We start from the raw sequence: 17243 nt of genomic DNA, 5'->3' as shown, positions 1-17243 counted from the left end.
CCATAGCCGGAGAAATTTCAGGGAATGACGCAAAAAGAGGGAACATTCGACGCGCTCACGCACGAAGCGCAAACGCTGACGCAGGAGGTCGTAACGGAGGTGGCGAAGGTCTCGTTCCGGCTGAAGACCTACCGCCTGCTGCGCAAGATCCTGCTGGGCTTCATCTTCGTATCGGTCGCCAACGTGCTCTTCTCCTATTTCTTCTATACGCCCAAGATGTACCGCATCATCCGTTCGAACCGCGACATGGTCCTCAAATACCGTATTTTACAGGACCGCGTCCGTGCGGCGCAGAGCAAGGTGGAGGAGATCGCCCACCGCGACGAGAACGTCTACCGCTCGCTCTTCTCGGCCGACCCGCCGGGCGGCGCAGGCTTCGACTCCTATCCCGATTCGAAATACGCCGCGCTGGCCGACGACACCTATGCGCCGCTGATGATCGGAACGTGGAAACAGCTCGACGCGCTGGCCCGCGGCATCTACCGCGAGTCGGTCTCGTTCGACGAATTGCAAGCGCTGGCCTTCAACAAGGAGCGGATGTCGGCGGCCATTCCGGCCATCTGGCCCATCGACCGCTCGAAGCTCCACAACAACCACATCGGCGCTTTCAACCCGCGGCGCCTGCACCCCATCCTGCACCGCATCGCGCCCCACAACGGCGTGGATTTCGGCTGCGACCGCGGAACGCCCGTCTATGCTACGGGCGACGCCGTGGTGGAGATCGCCGCCGCCACGGGCGAGAACGGCGGCTTCGGCCGTCAAATCCTGCTCGACCACGAATTCGGCTACAAGACCCGCTACGCCCACCTGAACAAGGTGCTGGTCAAAGTCGGCGACCGCGTGGTGCGCGGCCAGAAGATCGGCGAAGCGGGCAGCACGGGACGTTCGACGGCTCCGCACCTCCATTACGAGGTGATCCACAAGGGTACGCCCGTCAACCCGGTCAACTACTTCAACCGCAACATGACGGCCGAAGAGTACGACCGCCTGATGGAGGAGATGCGCGACACGAACTTCGAAATGTAACCGCACGATGGCAGGAAAAAAGGACTTGGAGCGGCTCCGCCGCAAACGCCGGCGCAAGCAGATCGTCGTCCGCACGACGGTGGGCGCCTTCGTCTGGACGGGCGCCGCGGTGCTCTACTACATCGCCTTCTCGCTCTTCTTCGACACGCCCGTGGAGTACAAGCTCCGCCACTCGACCGACCGTCTGCGCAGCGAATACGAAACGCTCACGGCGCGTTACGACTCCCTGCAAACGGTGCTCGCCAATGTCGTGGAACGCGACCGCAGCGTCTTCCGCACCCTCTTCGAATCCGACCCCTACGATTTCGACTCGGAGTACGAGCGCAAACGCTCGGAGCGCTACGAAGAGATGCTCGGCAAACCCTTCCGGAAGCTCCGCAGCGAGTTCCGCGACCGGCTTTCGGCGGCCGAAGGGCGTCTGGCCGCACTGAACGGCACCTACCTCACGCTGCAGGCGGCCGTCGACTCGGCGGGCGACGCCCGCAACAACATCCCCTCGATCCAGCCCGTCATCAACAAACAGCTGACGCTGCTCACGGCCTCCTACGGCATGCGCATCCACCCCTTCTACAAGACCCTCCAGCCGCATCAGGGGGTGGACTACACCCTGCCCGAAGGGTCGCGCGTCTTCGCCACGGCCGACGGCGTGGTGAAGGACGTGGCGCAGCGCAACTCGACGTCGGGCCGCACCGTGGTGATCGACCACGGCAACGGCTACGAGACGACCTACGCCCACCTGAGCAAAGTCAATGTCGTGCGCGGACAGCGCGTGCGGCGGGGCGACATCATCGCCCTCTCGGGCAACACGGGTCTCTCGCTCGCGCCGCACCTCCACTACGAGGTGCGCCACAACGGGATGCGGGTCGATCCGATCCACTACTTCTTCATGGAACTGTCGCCCGCCGACTACCAGCGCATGATCCGCATCGCGCAGTCGGGGATGCAGTCGTTCGACTGATCCGACCATGCGCAAAGACCGAAACAGAGCCTTCGCGGCAGACGAAGCGGGCGGCGGTGCGAACCGAAGCGATGCGTCCGCTGCCCGTCATGCGAAGACGACCGGCCGGATCTGCGCACCGCATGCGGAAAACACGGCTGCCGGCACCTCCCCGACCGCCGCTTCCGGCGACACGCAAGCGCCGGCCGGAAGTACGGGACACGCCCCGGCTCTTTCGGATGCGGCGAAAGGCCCGTTACGCGCAACGGGTCCGGACGATGCGTCCGGCCCCCCGGGCGAAAACGGGCTTCGGACAACGAGGGCCGGCGCTGCTCCGGATGCGGCGGTTCCGGCGGCGGCATCGGCCCCGTCGGTCGGTGCGATCCGCCGCCCGGCGGAGGAGGGGCCGCTTTTCATACTTCCCGACGGCAGCGTCTCGCACGCGATTCCGCTCGACCGGGCAGACATGCAACGGCTGCGCCTCGTGCTGCTCGACTTCGACGGTACGCTGGCCGACACGCGCGAGGCCAACTACCGCGCCTATGCCCGCACGCTGGCCGAGGCGGGCATCGAACTGACGCGCGAAGCCTATCTGAGCACCTACTTCGGGATGCGGAGCCGCGAATTTCTGGAACGGATCGGGTTCGGCGATCCCGCTGTGCGCGAACGGCTGCGGCTGCGCAAAATCGCGCTTTACCCCTCCTGTTTCGACACGCTGCGGCTCAACCGTCCGCTGTGGGCGTTCGCGCAGGCGTTCCGCGCCGCAGGCGGACGAGTGTGGATCGTCTCGACGGGCAGCCGCGACAACATCCGGAATGCCATGCGTCATCTGGGAATCGCCGGCGGCATCGACGGCATGCTCACGGGCGAAGACGTCGCCCGCAGCAAACCCGCGCCCGACTCCTTTCTGCGGGCTATGGCCGCCGAAGGGGCCGCACCGCACGAGACGCTGATTTTCGAAGACTCGGCCGTGGGGCTCGAAGCCGCCCGCAGAAGCGGTGCGCCCTGCATCGCCGTGAAATTCTGAGGCCCTCAGGCCGCCTGTCCCCTCCCGAAAATACGGCGTCTACGTCCGAAACGTCCCGTCCGGGCAGCGGCTCTCCGGGCTCTCGTTCCGACCCGCCAACCGCATGCACGGCAGCCGAACACCGGCGACGCAAGCGGAAGAGATTCGCTCCGGAAACGACGGCCGGACGCAGCGTCCCGTGCGGTCAGGCATTCTGCGCACGCACCGCAACGTCCCGCCTCCCCGGTCCGCATCCCTTCGTCCCGTTTCGACAAGCGCCATGCACGGCAATCAATACGATAAGCCGCCCGTCCCCGCACAAGCGCGACAAGACGCAGGCATTCGTCAGCGTGCATTCATGCGAAGATCGGGAAAAGGCCGTGTCGGAATACGGGCACAAGAGCCCTTCACCCGAACAGCGTGCAGCACGGCGGACAAAGCACGCAGGGCTCGCAGCCGAACCGCGGCCGGATATGTACGGAGCTGCGCTCCGCGCCTCGAAACTGCGCCGTTTTCAGCCGAACCGACGCAACGGACCGCCCGTTCCGCGAACCGCTGCCGCAAACAGACGGCTCTTCCCGAAAAACCGCAACTCCCGGATCGCAACCGTTATACACGAAGCACCCGGTCATACCCCGGCCTGTTTCCGCCCGACCGCAGGCCCCGGATCGGCAAAAGGAACGACCGGGCCGAGGCCGGGAGCACGAAACGGGCGGCAAAGAGCGAGGAGGGACCAAGCGGAAAAACAAGGCAGAGAGCACCCGGCCGAGGGAACAGAGCAAGAAAGGACAAAGCATAAAGACGAGACGGGAAGCGCAAAGCGACAAAAGACAAAGCGAAAAACGGGGATGACGCTCACGGATACCGCCGCCGTTCGACCGTTCATGCAAACACGGCGTCCCCGACTGCACGTACCCGGGAAAGGAGGAAATTACCGAGAAAATAATGATATTGGATGTCCCGCCGCGGCAGTGCCCCGCCCTGCGCATCCGTCGATTTTCGGTCCGAGCCTCCGATCCCCCCCCTGCGGCTCCCTTCCTTGCGCCTCCTGCGCATCCACTTTGCGAATCCCGCTGCAAACGGCCTAAAACGGCCCTCGATGTACGAACGCTCCGTTTTACGGCTATTCGGAAACAGCCGGCTCAATGCACGTCTAAAATCCGAAAGGCTCCGACGCTCCCGATCGTCCGGCCGGAATCGCGGCTGCCCCAGAGGGATTCGAACGGCTCCCGAGCAGCGGCGGAAGCTCGGCGGACACCCCCGCACCGGACGCGGTTCGAACGGAGTATGACGGATTTCCGTCGTGCTGAAGATTCGGGATTCCCAGACGGATTGCAGGCTATTTCCGAAACTCCTTCAAAGCCTCTTTCGACCGTTGTCGCATTTTCGGTCCGAGCCTCCCCGTTCGGGCAGGGTCTCATGCCCGAATCACGTTCGAACGGAATCGCCTATCGTCCGCAATTCCCCGAATCAGGGGAACCATGCCGCAGCTTACTGACAAACAAGCGATCCTTCTATCCCAACCCTCTGCCTGACTTCGGCCCCCTCCATCCCAAAGCATGGAAAATCGCGGGAAAAACCGGGAGTACGCACCGGCTATCCGGTTGCGACGACGCTCCGAACCGCAAACGGGACCGCATCCCGCACGCCCATTACCGTCGGCATATCTCCCGGAAATCGCAGTAGCGGCAGGAGTCCGCATCCTCACACTGGCGGAACGGAACCGTCGGATCGTAGAGTTCGGCCAGCGTGCGCCGCACCTCCTCCTCGAATGCGGCGCCGAACGACGCATAGCGAGCCCCGACGCCTCCCGTGCGGTCCACGGGCCGGGGATCGTACTCCTCGCGGTGCATCTCGCGCACATAGTAGAGCGCCGGCTCCACGTCGCGCCCCTCCGTGCGGCGGAGCATCATCGCATAGAGCATCGTTTGCAGAATATTCGGAAGACGCTGCCGGCCCTTGCCGCGAAACAGGGCCTCCACGCCGTCGAAGTCGAGATGAGGCGTTCCGGTCTTGTAGTCCACCACGCGCAGCGCCCCGTCGTCGAGCGAGTCGATGCGGTCGGCACGGCCTGCGAAACGCAGGATCAGCGTCCCGCCCGCCGCTTCGAACGGAAACTCGTAGGCGACCTCCTCCTCCAGTCCGCGCACGGCGAACGCATCGTGCGCCGCATCGTAACGGACAACGCCTCCGCGCAGGTATTTCGCAATAATATCCTTCACGATCAGCAGATTGCCCGTATAGTCCGCCTCGGTCGCCTCGGCGTCGTGCAGGCAGTTGCGATCGATCGAACTGCACACGGCACGCTCCACCTCGCCCGCCCCGACCATCGCCCGCAGCGTCCCGGCGGGATGCTGTTCGCCCCGCACCCGCTCGTAGAGCTGCTGGGCCGCATCGTGCAGGATCGTGCCGAAAAGCGGATTATCCACCTCTTCGGTCAGCTCCTCCTCGGGTTTGATGCGCGCCACGGAGTAGAAATAAAACTTCAGCGGACAGGTTACGTAACGCGAAAAGGCGGTCGGCGAGAGCGCCGGCACGTATCCGGCAGAAGTTCCGGCCCCCGCCTCCCGCTGCACGGAAGCACCTCCCGAGAAGCTGCCGGGCCGAGAATCACGCACGGCGCCCTCCTCCGCGGCCGGCTCCGGCGAAGCGTCGGGTCCGTCAATAGCAGCACCCGCCGATGCGACCGGCGCGCCATCCTCCGAGCGCATCCCCGCCCGCCCGACCAGAAATCGTTCGAGATGCCGCATCACGGCGGCATCCTTCGGGATCTCGATCGGCTCGGCGGGCGCGAGGTTCACATCGACCCCGACCTCCAGCTTGCGGAGCGGGAAACCGCTCTCGTAATCGAGCTGACAGATATAGCGGCTCGGCTCGCCCGTCGACTTGTCGTCGGCACGCGAGCAGTAGATCATCCGCACGTCGCCGGCCCGCTGGAGCAGACGGTAGAAATAGTAGGCATAGACCCCCTCGTGGTGTTCGGGCGTAGGCAGTCCGTAGGCCATGCGCAGGTTGTAGGGGATGAACGAGGATTGCGTCAGCAGGTTGCCCGGGAAGTTGTCGTCGTTCATCGAGAGGATGATGACGTGTTCGAAATCGAGGTTGCGGGTCTCCAGAATACCCATCACCTGCAACCCTTCGAGCGGCTCGCCCTCGAAGGGGATGCGGAGCTGGCGGAGCGTGCGGCGCACGAGCGAGACATAGACCTCGTCGGGGATATCCATCCCGCACGCTTCGAGCGAGTTGCCGATCTTGGCGACGTGCTCGGCGATGACCGCGAGGAACTCCACGCGGCGGCGGGCGTCGTCGCCCTCGTAGCGCAGGCGTGCGGCGGCCGACAACACCCCGGACAGATAGCGCGACATTCCGCGCCACCCGTCGGCGGCCGAGAAGACGAGCCGCAGCAGTTCGCCGCGGCCGAGGCTCCCGGCCTCCACGGTGAGCCGGCGGTGCTCGACGATCTCCGCCTGCAGCGCAGCGACCGCATCCGGAGCGGAGGCGGCGACGTAGGGGTGAGACAGCAGGCCCGTAACATCCGCATGGTAGAAGTGCGTCCGGCCTCCTTTCGTCCGGCGGTGGCGCTGCAAGTCGAGCAACCGCTCGACGAAAGTCGAGGCCAACGTCTGCCGCAGGGGGTAGCCCATCGTTACGTTCGCCTCGCCCGCCTCGGGCGGAAGCGCATAGAGCAGCGGCATCAGCAGGTTTTCGTCGGTGAGCACGACGGCCGTCTCCTTGCCCAGCGGGCGGCCGCCGTTCTGCGCGGCCAGCTCGCGGAGGATGCGGGCCGCGTATTTGCACTGCACGGCGTCGGACGAAGCGGCCACGGCCTCGATCCGCTTCGGGCGGCGCATGCAGTCGTGCGACAGATCGCTGCGGGGCGGAAAACGCCGCAGATTCTCACGCACGAAAAGGCCCGCCTCCTGCCGCAGGTCGGAGACGTAGTAGTCGTCGTAATCCCAATAGAAATCGGTCTCGGCCCGCGTCGCAAGAAATCCGAACAACCGCTTTTCGCACTCGGAGAGGGCGTTGAATCCCGCCACGACATAGCGGCCGCCGCCCCCGGGGAGTGCGGCGCGGCCCGCTGCGATCCGCTCGGCCGCCTCGCGCTGGATCATGCCCGTATAGGCGATGCCGAGTTCGGCGAGCCGGGCCTTGTAGCGGCGGTAGACCTCCGCGAGCGTCCGCCAAACCGCCAGAAAACGGCGCTTCTCCTCCGAAAGATCGCCCTCGCCCGCCAGACTCGCCCAAAACGAACGCAGAATGCCGAGCTGGGCGGGGGTAAGGTAGGAGACGTCGGCCTCCAGTTCCTTGAGGTCGGAGATGTTGCGGAACAGCCGGCCGGCGTCGATCATGTATTTGTCGATCGTATCGAAGTCGTTGAGCAGCAGATCGCCCCACGCATAGAAACGGTCGAAGGGCTCGGTGTGGAACTCGGAATAGATCCGGTAGAGCTCGGTGATGAGGCGGATGCGGTCGCCGGAGCGCAGGCCCGAAATTTCGGTCGTCAGCTCGTCGACCGTCTGCCAGCGGGGCTGCCAGAGCGGCTCCGCAGCGATGCGGGAGAGCGCATCGGTGAAAAAGAGGCGTGCCCGCCGCGACGGAAAGAGCACCGTCAGTTCGGATACTCCCCGACCGAAGCGGCCGTAGAGATCGGCCGCCACCTCCTCCAGAAAGCCCCGCATGGATGCCTCAGTCGAGTTCGACGACCTCGCCGCCCGTAAAGCCCGCGCCGCCGCGCAGCACGGCGGGGTCGCCCGTGTAGGAGATGCGGGCGTCGGTCGAGGTTTTCGCTTCGAGACGCTCCGTGGCGCAAACCGAGACTTCGGCACTGTTCGAGGCTTCGGCCCGCACGGACATGGCCCTCAGCCGTGCGGCATCCACCTTACCCGTGGCGGCCGTCAGCGTCAGGTAGCGGACCTCGCCCGAGAGGATCGCCCGGCTGCGGCCCGAAAGCTCCACGGCGAGGTCCGTAACGTCGAACATCCCGTCGAACGTCGCCCCGCCGTTCACGCCGACGTCGAGCATCGCGGCTTTGAAAGGCCCCGGGAAGGAGACCGTGGCGCCCGAGACGCGGATCCGGCGGATCGCATGGAAGCAGACTTTCACTTCGGTCGTGGTCGTGCGGCGGGCTTCGGTCTTCTCCGTAACGGTCAGCACGCCGTTCCGCACCTCGGCCTTGAATTTCGAAGTGTAGGAGCCTTTGGTGTCGTAGACGATACGGGGAGCCTCCGTCTCGGGCACCTGCACGAACGTAACGGCGAAGGGGCCGCTGAGGCTGACCTCCGAGAATTCCGTCAGCCACTCGCTCGTGCCGCCGTCCTGCGCCGAGACCGAAAGGCCCGCCAGAAGCAGCACGAAGCTCAGAATCAGTTTTTTCATATAAAATATCCGTTTGAATTCGCAGGGCTAAGATACGAAAAAATCCGCCGGCCGCACATTTATTCGCCATTTATGACTATCTTTAGTCGCTTTTAGACGACGTTTTCCGGCGGCGGGAGCCCGGAAACAGCGGAAGAGCGGCGCGAATGCCGCCGCACGGGCCCCGGCCCGGAACGGTCGCAAACCGAACCGGACAGAAGTGAGAGCCAGAATCCTCAATGCGGGTGCAGGCTCGGGCAAGACCTATCAGCTGGCGTACAAATACGTGCGCGACGTGATCGGAGAGCCCGGGCGCTATCGTCATATCCTCGCCGTAACCTTCACGAACAAGGCCACGGAGGAGATGAAGACGCGCATCCTCGAACGCATCCACGAGCTCGCCTCGGGGGCTGCGAGCCCCTATCTCGAAGCGCTGTGCCGCGAACTGTCGCTCGACGCCGGCACGGTCCGCTCGCGGGCGCAGGCCGTGCGGTCGGCCATCCTGCACGACTACTCCCACTTCACGGTCCTGACGATCGACAAATTCTTCCAGCGCATCCTCCGCGCCTTCATCCGCGAGCTGGGCATCGCCCCCGACTACAACACCGAGATCGAAACCGACGCCGTCGTGGGGCGCAGCGCCGATCTGCTGGTGGACGAGATCGCCGTCGACGCCGAGCTGCGCCGGTGGCTGATGGCCTTCGTGCAGGAGCGCATCGAGGAGGGGCGCCGCTGGGACATCCGCGAAGGGGTGCTGGCGCTGAGCGGCGAGCTGTTCAAGGAACGGAACCGTCCGGCGCTCGGCGCAGGCTGCTCCAAGGCGGAGCTGGACCGCATCGTGGCCCGTGCGACGGCCCGGACGCGGCAGTCGCAGGCCGAGATGCGGCGGATCGCCGCCGAAGCCGTCGGGCGGATCGACCGGGCGGGGCTCGGGCTCGCGGACTTTCCCTACAAGAGTTCGGGCTTCGCGGCCTACTTCTACAAGACGGCGCGGGAGGTATTCGAGCCCTACGGCGCCCGTGTTCGGGACGCCTGCACGAAGGAGAGCGCATGGGGCAAGGCCGGATCGCCCGTACAGGCCCTCCGTGCCGAGCTGCAACCCGCATTGCAGGCTTTGTGCGCCCTCTACGACCGCAACGTCCGCTTCTGGAACACGACGGCCCTGCTGCGCGAAAACTACCGCAGTTTCGCCCTGCTGGCCGACCTCTATGCCAAAGTGCAGACACTCTGCAACGAGGAGAACATGATGCTCCTCTCCGAAACCAAATACATCCTCTCGGAGTTCATCGGCCGCAACGACGCACCCTTCATCTACGAAAAGGCCGGCACGCGGTTCGATCGCTTCATGATCGACGAGTTCCAAGACACCTCGGCACGCGAGTGGGAGAACTTCCTGCCGCTGCTGCTGAACGCCATGGCGCAGTCGGAGGAGACCTCCGTGCTGCTGGTGGGCGACATCAAGCAGTCGATCTACCGCTGGCGGGGCGGCGACTGGCGCATCCTGCACACGGCGGCCCGCGAAGCGCTCGGCGCCGGAGAGACGGAGGTGGTGCGACTCAAAGAGAATTACCGCAGTCTGCCCGCTGTGGTGGAGTTCAACAACCGGATCGTCGGGGGCGTCGTCGCCGCGGACAACGCGAGGCTGAACGCCGAACTGCTCGCTGCGGCCGAATCGGGCCGTCTGTCCGCGGCGGACAAGGCGGCGCTGACGGACACGCTGGCCGATGCCTACGACGGCCATACGCAGACCGCCGCGCGCCGGAGCGACCGCCCGGGCTACGTGCGCATCGCCCCGTTCGACGGAGCGCCGCCCGTGGTGGAGTGCATCCGGGAACTGCTGGACCGCGGTTTCCGCCCCAAAGACATTTTGATCCTCGTGCGCTCGAACAGCGAAGGGGCCCGGGTGGCCGAGACGCTGCTGGCGTTCAAGCGCACGAACGACGATCCCCGCTACCGCTTCGACGTGATGACGCAGGAGGCGCTTCTCGTGGGGCGCGCTCCGGTGTGCGCCTTCGTGGCGGCGGCCTTGCGGCTGGCCGTCAAGCCCGCCGACCCGATGTCGGAAGCGGTCTACAACGGCTATCTGGGGCGCCCCTACGACACGCCGCTGCCGGAGGAGGAGCTCTCTTTCTGCCGCGAGATCCGCCTGCTGGCGCCCGAGGAGGCGTTCGAACGGATCGTGATGCGGCACCGGCTGCACGAACGCCGGTCCGAGAACGCCTATCTCCAAGCCATCCACGAGGCGATCATACGCTTCAGCGCCCGCAAGACAGCCGACATCCCGCTCTTCCTGCGCTGGTGGGACGAGACGGGCAGCGGGCAGTCGCTGAGCGTCGAACAGAGCGAGACGACCGTGGGGATCATGACCGTACACAAGGCCAAAGGCTTGCAGAACAAAGCGGTGATCCTCCCCTACTGCTCGTGGCCGCTCGACCCCGACCCGTCGAAGCAGCCCGTCGTCTGGGGCGAGGCCCGGACCGAGGCCGCGGAGGGGCTGGGGCGCTTTCCGGTCAAATACAAACGCGGCATGGCCGACTCGCACTTCTCGGCCGAATACTACCGCGAACTGGTCTACACGAACGTGGACAACATCAACCTCCTGTACGTGGCGCTCACACGTGCCGAGGAGGAGCTTCACATCTACATCCCCAACGAAGCCCGCAACCGCAACCACGTGGGCAGCCTCGTCGCGGGCTGCATCGCGGCGGACGGCGGCGCATGCGAGCTGGACGGCATGCGGGGACGCTGCACCCCCGCCGAGGCGGGCGTCGTCTACGAATTCGGCCGGGCCGAGGGGCCGGCGCCGCAACGCACCGAAGCGCCGAAGACCGGACACCTCGTGCTGGAGGATTATGCCACGGCGCAGCCCGCACTGCGGCTGCGGCTTCCCTCGCAGCGCTACTTCGAAGAGGAGGAGACGTCTCTGCTCGCGCCGCGCAACCTCGGCATCCTGCTGCACAAAGCCTTCGAGAACGCCGCGACCGAGGCGGAGATACTCGGCGCGATCGGAGAGATGCAGGCCAACGCCCAGCTCTCGCAGGCGGAGGCCGCGGCGCTGCGCGACGCCGTAGGCCGGGCGCTCGAAGACGAGCGGGTCCGCGAGTGGTTCGGCGGCGGATGGGACGCCGTACACAACGAGCGGGAGATCGTCGTGCCCCGCGACAGCCGTCTGCGGCGCCCCGACCGCGTGATGACGCGCGGACGACGGGCCGTGGTCGTGGACTACAAGTTCGGCCGGCGCGACCCCGAGCGCTACCGCCGCCAGCTGCGCGAATACGCCGACCTGCTGCGAGGCATGGGGTACGACCGGACGGAAGGCTACTTGTGGTATGTCAAACTGGGTACGATCGAAAAAGTGGTATAGAAGAACGATGGATCATTCGCTGCTCGACATCATCCCGCGTCCGTTCCGGCGGCGCACCTGCCGGGTCTCGCTCACGATCTTCGCGCGGGCGCTGCTCAACTTCCTCGGGCTCGCACTGCTGCTGCCCGTGCTGGTGCTGATCCTCGACACGGAAAGCATCCGCACCAACCGCTATCTGGCCGCAGCCTACGAGTGGGGCGGCTTCGCGGACCAGCGGTCGTTCGCGCTGGCCGTGTGCGGCACGGTGGTGGCCGTCGTGGTCCTCAAGTCGCTGCTCGGACTGGCTCTCTACAAAGCCGAACGCAACTACATCTACGACCTCTACGCCTACATGTCGCACCGTCTCTACGTGGAGTACCGCAACCGCGGCCTCACGTTCATCAAGGGCTCCAACTCGGCCGTACTGGCCCGCAACGTCAACGTCGTCTGCCTCACCTTCGTAACGGGCATTCTCATGCCGCTGGCCACGATCGCCAGCGAGGCGACGCTCTTCCTGCTGCTCTTCAGCGGGCTGGCCCTCTACAACGCCGCGGCCGCGGGGCTGATCCTCGTGATCTTCCTGCCCGCAGCATGGAGCTACTATGCGCTCGTCCGCAACCGGCTCGACCGCTACGGCGAGATCGAGAACCGCGCCCACCGCGAGAAAGCCCGCACGGTGATCGAGACCTTTCGCGGCTATCCCGACATCGAGATCAACAACGCCTTTCCGCAGATGCTCCGCAGCTTCGACCGCGCGATGGACGACGTGGTGCGCACCCGGTCGAAGCAGGCGACCATCGGGCTACTGCCCCAGATGTTCACCGAGGTGGGGCTGTGCGCGGGCATGGCGGTGCTCGTCGTGGCGAGCCTCGGGTCCGAGGGCGGACAGATGCGGCTGCTGTTCGGCGTCTTCGCCGTGGCCGCCCTCCGACTGATGCCCTCCGTGCGCAACGTGATGTCGGCGTGGACATCGCTCAAATACAACCGCTACACGATCGACATCCTGCGCGAGGCCGACCTCGAACACGCCGACCCGACGGTCGACGCCGACACGGCGCGGATGCCGCTGCGCCGCGAAATCGCCGTGCGCCGCCTCTCGTTCCGCTTCGAAGACGCGGCGGAAGAGACCCTGCACGACTTCTCGCTCACGATCCGCAAGGGCGAACGCATCGGGATCCGCGGCGCATCGGGCGCCGGCAAAACGACCCTTTTCAACCTGCTGCTGGGATTCTACGCCCCCACATCGGGCCAGATCGCCGTCGACGGCGAGCCCCTCACGGCCGCCAACCGCCGCCGCTGGCAGAACACCGTCGGCTATGTCTCGCAGAGCGTCTTCATCGCCGACAGCACGTTTCTGGCCAACGTAGCGCTGGGATGTCCCGAAGCGGAGATCGACCGCGAGCGGGCCGCACGGGCGCTCGAAGCCGCCCGCCTCAAGGAGTTCGTCGACGGGCTGCCCCGCGGCATGGACACGCCGATCGGCGAATGCGGCTGCCGCCTCTCGGGCGGTCAGCGCCAGCGCATAGGCATCGCACGGGCGCTCTACAAGCAGGCCGACGTGCTCTTCTTCGACGAAGCCACCTCGTCGCTCGACAGCCGCACCGAGGAGGAGGTGAACCGCTCGATCGCCGAACTGTCGGACGAAAACAAGGAACTGACCATCATCGTGATCGCGCACCGCGACAGTTCGCTGGACTACTGCGACCGCGTCATCACGATAGGAACATAACGACTTACGCACACCTATGGATTACATCATCGCAGGCCACAGAATACGCCTCACGGGAGAAGGCTCCGGCAACGCCTTCGCAAAGGCGCTACGCCCTTTCCGCGTGTCGGAAAACGAGACCGGAGTGCCCGTGCTCACGCTGCTGACGGGCTGTCCGCTCGATTTGCAGGAGTACGATTACCGCGAACTCGACGCATTCGCATTCGACGATGCCGATGCCGACTGCCACTTCGGACGCTACGACGGCGGCTACCTCTTCTACATGACGCCGCGCGCAGGCGGCGCGCCGACCCTTTACGAGTTTCCCGACGGACGATCGGTCGTGCGGAGCAACGTCGGACACGACGTCTCCATGTACCGCTTCGGGCTGTGGATGATGTACGGTCTGGCCGTAACGCCTCTGCAACGGATCGCCATCCACTCGTCGGTGATCCGCTGCGGTGCCGGCGCCGTACTGTTCCTCGGCGAGTCGGGCACCGGCAAAAGCACCCATACCCGCCTGTGGCGCGAACACATCGCCGGTGCCGAACTGCTCAACGACGACAGCCCGATCGTCGGCATCGAGGAGGGTCTGCCGACCGTCTACGGATCGCCGTGGAGCGGCAAGACTCCCTGCTACAAGAACGAGAGCTACCCCATTCGTGCGATCGTGCGGCTCAGTCAGGCTCCGCACAACCGGATCTACCGGCTGCCGACGCTGGGTGCCATCGGGGCATTGCTGCCGTCGTGCCCGCCGGCCTTCGCCTACGACGCGGCGTTGCAAGACCGCATCTGTGCGACGCTCTCCGCGGTGATCGCCCGCGTGCCGGTCTACCACCTCGAATGTCTGCCCGACGAGGCGGCGGCACGGCTCTCGTATCGGACCGTATTCGAAGGGGGGGGGATGTAACCATGCAACTCTCCAACCGGCTCTTTTTCGCGCAGGTCGAGGAGGTGCTCGCCTCGGGCAGCGAAGTGCAGCTCCGCGTCAAAGGCTCCAGCATGCGGCCTCTGCTGCGCAACGAACGCGATGTCGTGGTGCTCGCACCCCGCCGGCCCGGTCAGCCGCTCCGGTGCGGGGAGATCGTGCTGTTCCGCTACCGCGGGCGGCATATCCTCCATCGCATCGTGCGGATCGACGGCGAACGGTTGACCCTCGCGGGCGACGGCAACTACCGCCAGACGGAACATTGCACGACCGGCGATGTCGCGGCCGTCGCATGCCGCATCATACGCAGCAACGGACGCGAAATAGGTTGCCGTTCGCTCGAATGGCGGCTTCTGTCCCGCCTGTGGCTCCTGTGGCCGCCGCTCGTGCGGCGCTATGCGCTGGGACTGCTCTTCCGGCTCGGATGGAACTGACGACACGACCCCGGAGCATCTTCAATCGCAACGCGGGAAGGATGCCGCGAAGAGACGCGCCACAGGACGTACGACACGACGGGTTGCGCCTACACAACGACGAAAGAGGAACGCCGTACGGGAAAAATGCGACAGCGCAGGAGTTCCCGTCTGCAAACGGAAAAGCCGACGCCGCACGGCCTACGCCCCGCGACAGACACGGAACTGCGGCGCATCGGTTAGGGAGCGGTTCTGTCCTCGCAGCTACAGAGAGAAAGGAAACCCCGCGACAAGCACGGAACTGCGGCGGAACATGGATTCAGAGATGGTTCGCGGCGGCGCAGCCCCGCAGGGTTTCGCACCGCATGCGCCGCTGTGCGGAAGCATCTTCATATGGAATCATCCGAATACCCACTCACCGTCCTATGACCGAAACCGGCCGCTTAAACGACCGACTGGCGGCCCGCACGGCCGCAGGACAGCTGTTCATCCTTCCTCAAAAACGCTTCTACTGCAAAAAGGCCGGATCGCGCCGGCAAGTTCTCCCTCGTTCGCAAAGGGTGCTTGCGTCCCTTTGCCTGCAAAGAAGGAAGATGACTTTCCGGATTCTTCTCCGAGGGAGATCTTCGCCGCCTCGTTCGAGAGCCCGTACGAACGGCAGCCGAGCATTTTTATTCGAAAACGTCGATCCGGCGAAGGTGCGGCTATAAAAAAGACGAATCTTACACCCCGTCGAACGGTCGCCATCGCAGCGGAAAGCATGCGAAGAAAAACCATAGAGCGGTTCCGCGATCATCGACGGCCGGTTTCTGTCCCGCATCGGCCCCCGACGATGCTACGAAGAGCAGTCGGAAGAGTATCCCGGCCTCACACGGGGAGTTCCGCACCCCCACATCCTACCCCGGCATTCCCGGTCGTCTCATTATCCCGAATCAGAGACAGACGCCGCTCTCGTCCGTACCCCTGCTGCCGACGGCCCCATCGTCCGGCTTTTCCTCACCGGTATCCCGATTCATCATATTCGTTATCGTTTCTTTTCGCCGAAACGACGATATTCGCACCGCACGAACAAAAACGAATGATAAAGAAATTTTATCCTCCATCGAAACCCGGCCGCAGCACTCCTCTTATCCGCATGTCCGGCGACAGAATTGCACCTCGCCGAACACGGCAACGACCGCAGCACATGACACGACGGGCCGCATTCCATATTCTGACGAATCTTGCGTTTCTCGCAGCCGCCGCACTCCACGTGGCGAAGCATCGTAACCCGTATCTCGGAATCGTACAAAAAGGAACGGGCGGAAAAAGCAAAGTTCCGGCGGCGTTATCGGTTCTGTTCCTTCCGGCAACCGCTACGAGCCTCGCTTCGCCCGGGATCGACGGGGCCGCATTCCGGGACGGGACAATGGCACTACCGCATCGAGCCCCTCACGATCGTACTCTCCGCCGGGCATGTATCGTGAAACGCCTTCCCGCATTGCGGTAACCGCTCTCGGAATATAGTTGCGGCCGTCGCTCCGCTATAAAGAATTCCGCCCCTGCCGTAAAATCTTGCGGCAGGGACGGAATTCTTTCATTATCGAACGGGATACGGCGGAAAGGCAGCACAGCCGTCCTCCCCCACCGCCGCACCGTATCAGTCGCCCAGTGCGAAACGCTTGTAGGCGATCACCGTAGCCTCGTTATCGGCCTTGCGGATGTACTCGGCGATCGTCTCCTTCTCGCCCACGAGCGTCTGGTTGAGCAGCGTGTTCTCCTCGAAGAATTTGCGCATCTTACCCTCGGCGATCTTCTCCAGAATAGCCTCCGGTTTGTTGGCGTTCTTAGGATCCTGCTTCATGGCCTCGACGGCGATTTTGCGTTCGTGCTCGATCACCTCGGCCGGACAATCGGCCTCCGAGATCGACACGGGCGCCATCGCCGTAGCCTGCATGGCGATCGTATGAGCCACCTCTTCGGGCACGGGCTTGTTGAAACCGAGGATCGTACCCAATTTCTTGTTGAAATGTACGTAAGCGGCGCAGAACGGAGCTTCGATACGGGCATAGTATGCCAGCTCGATCTTCTCGCCCGTCTGGCCCGACTTCTCGGTTACCATCTCCTCGACGGTGCGGCCTTCGGCATTTTTCGCAGCCAGCAGCGCATCGCGGTCGGCGGCGTCGTTCTGTACGGCGATCTCCATCATGGCCTGCACCGATGCGGCGTATTCCGCATTCTGAGCCACGAAGTCGGTCTCGCACGCAAGGCAAAGCAGATAGGCTTTCTGTCCGACGATCTTCGTCATCACGACACCCTCGGTGGCGGTGCGGTCCGCACGCTTGGCCACCACGAGCTTGCCTTTCTCGCGGATAATGTCCTGAGCACGTGCAAAATCACCTTCGGCTTCGGTGAGGGCATTCTTGCAGTCCATCATACCGGCACCGGTCATTTTGCGGAGCTTCATCACATCAGCAGCTTTGATTTCCATAGTATTCTCTCAATTTATTATTCGACTTCAAAAAGTTTTCCCCGGAACGGGAAG

Annotated in this window: 10 protein-coding genes; 7 read left to right on the top strand and 3 right to left on the bottom strand. The window is 64.6% G+C overall.

The window, feature by feature from the left end; translation table 11 throughout:
• Nucleotides 1-24: 24 nt before the first annotated feature.
• The 3 genes from BN3659_RS06800 to BN3659_RS06790 all read left to right on the top strand — a co-directional run bounded on the left by BN3659_RS06800 (nucleotide 25) and on the right by BN3659_RS06790 (nucleotide 2990).
• A complete protein-coding gene (locus BN3659_RS06800; RefSeq protein WP_091535565.1) occupies nucleotides 25-1026 on the top strand; it encodes a M23 family metallopeptidase in 1002 nt (333 codons plus the stop codon).
• A 7-nt stretch (nucleotides 1027-1033) separates the two neighbouring features.
• Nucleotides 1034-1984 carry a M23 family metallopeptidase gene (locus tag BN3659_RS06795; protein WP_091535562.1) on the top strand — a complete coding sequence of 317 codons (951 nt, stop codon included), beginning with the start codon at nucleotides 1034-1036 and terminating at the stop codon, nucleotides 1982-1984.
• A gap of 445 nt (nucleotides 1985-2429) precedes the next feature.
• A complete protein-coding gene (locus BN3659_RS06790) occupies nucleotides 2430-2990 on the top strand; it encodes an HAD family hydrolase (RefSeq protein ID WP_091535612.1) in 561 nt (186 codons plus the stop codon).
• A gap of 1631 nt (nucleotides 2991-4621) precedes the next feature.
• Here the strand turns inward: BN3659_RS06790 and BN3659_RS13485 are convergent.
• Both BN3659_RS13485 and BN3659_RS06780 read right to left on the bottom strand, forming a co-directional pair.
• The gene (locus tag BN3659_RS13485) at nucleotides 4622-7651 is read right to left on the bottom strand and encodes a PD-(D/E)XK nuclease family protein (protein WP_224757854.1); all 3030 of its coding nucleotides are present in this window, start codon (nucleotides 7649-7651) and stop codon (nucleotides 4622-4624) included.
• Nucleotides 7652-7658: 7 nt separating this feature from the next.
• A complete protein-coding gene (locus BN3659_RS06780; RefSeq protein WP_091535560.1) occupies nucleotides 7659-8348 on the bottom strand; it encodes a GIN domain-containing protein in 690 nt (229 codons plus the stop codon).
• A gap of 199 nt (nucleotides 8349-8547) precedes the next feature.
• On the opposite strand from BN3659_RS06780, the gene BN3659_RS06775 reads away from it, so the two are divergent.
• The 4 genes from BN3659_RS06775 to BN3659_RS06760 are packed head-to-tail and all read left to right on the top strand — an operon-like array spanning nucleotide 8548 to nucleotide 14740.
• On the top strand, nucleotides 8548-11691 hold the full coding sequence (locus BN3659_RS06775) for a UvrD-helicase domain-containing protein (protein WP_091535559.1): 3144 nt from the start codon (nucleotides 8548-8550) through the stop codon (nucleotides 11689-11691).
• 7 nt (nucleotides 11692-11698) lie between these two features.
• Nucleotides 11699-13399: an ATP-binding cassette domain-containing protein gene (locus tag BN3659_RS06770; protein WP_091535557.1), complete on the top strand. Its 1701-nt coding sequence runs from the start codon at nucleotides 11699-11701 to the stop codon at nucleotides 13397-13399.
• A gap of 16 nt (nucleotides 13400-13415) precedes the next feature.
• Nucleotides 13416-14288 carry a hypothetical protein gene (locus BN3659_RS06765; protein ID WP_091535556.1) on the top strand — a complete coding sequence of 291 codons (873 nt, stop codon included), beginning with the start codon at nucleotides 13416-13418 and terminating at the stop codon, nucleotides 14286-14288.
• A 2-nt stretch (nucleotides 14289-14290) separates the two neighbouring features.
• Complete coding sequence (locus BN3659_RS06760) at nucleotides 14291-14740, top strand: S24/S26 family peptidase (RefSeq protein WP_091535554.1); 450 nt, start codon at nucleotides 14291-14293, stop codon at nucleotides 14738-14740.
• A 1618-nt stretch (nucleotides 14741-16358) separates the two neighbouring features.
• Here BN3659_RS06760 and tsf read toward each other — a convergent pair.
• On the bottom strand, nucleotides 16359-17189 hold the full coding sequence (gene tsf / locus BN3659_RS06755; RefSeq protein WP_091535553.1) for a translation elongation factor Ts: 831 nt from the start codon (nucleotides 17187-17189) through the stop codon (nucleotides 16359-16361).
• Between the last annotated feature and the right edge of the window lie 54 nt (nucleotides 17190-17243).

It is taken from the genome of Alistipes sp. CHKCI003 (genome assembly GCF_900021155.1).
GTDB lineage: Bacteria > Bacteroidota > Bacteroidia > Bacteroidales > Rikenellaceae > Alistipes > Alistipes excrementavium.
This window is presented reverse-complemented; position numbering and strand designations above follow the sequence as displayed.

Excerpts from the sequence above, each read along its gene's own strand:
- BN3659_RS06800 (WP_091535565.1), top strand. The coding sequence starts at position 25 with ATGACGCAAAAAGAGGGAACATTCGACGCGCTCACGCACGAAGCGCAA.
- BN3659_RS06795 (WP_091535562.1), top strand. The coding sequence starts at position 1,034 with ATGGCAGGAAAAAAGGACTTGGAGCGGCTCCGCCGCAAACGCCGGCGC.
- BN3659_RS06790 (WP_091535612.1), top strand. The coding sequence starts at position 2,430 with ATGCAACGGCTGCGCCTCGTGCTGCTCGACTTCGACGGTACGCTGGCC.
- BN3659_RS13485 (WP_224757854.1), bottom strand. The coding sequence starts at position 7,651 with ATGCGGGGCTTTCTGGAGGAGGTGGCGGCCGATCTCTACGGCCGCTTC.
- BN3659_RS06780 (WP_091535560.1), bottom strand. The coding sequence starts at position 8,348 with ATGAAAAAACTGATTCTGAGCTTCGTGCTGCTTCTGGCGGGCCTTTCG.
- BN3659_RS06770 (WP_091535557.1), top strand. The coding sequence starts at position 11,699 with ATGGATCATTCGCTGCTCGACATCATCCCGCGTCCGTTCCGGCGGCGC.
- BN3659_RS06765 (WP_091535556.1), top strand. The coding sequence starts at position 13,416 with ATGGATTACATCATCGCAGGCCACAGAATACGCCTCACGGGAGAAGGC.
- BN3659_RS06760 (WP_091535554.1), top strand. The coding sequence starts at position 14,291 with ATGCAACTCTCCAACCGGCTCTTTTTCGCGCAGGTCGAGGAGGTGCTC.
- tsf (WP_091535553.1), bottom strand. The coding sequence starts at position 17,189 with ATGGAAATCAAAGCTGCTGATGTGATGAAGCTCCGCAAAATGACCGGT.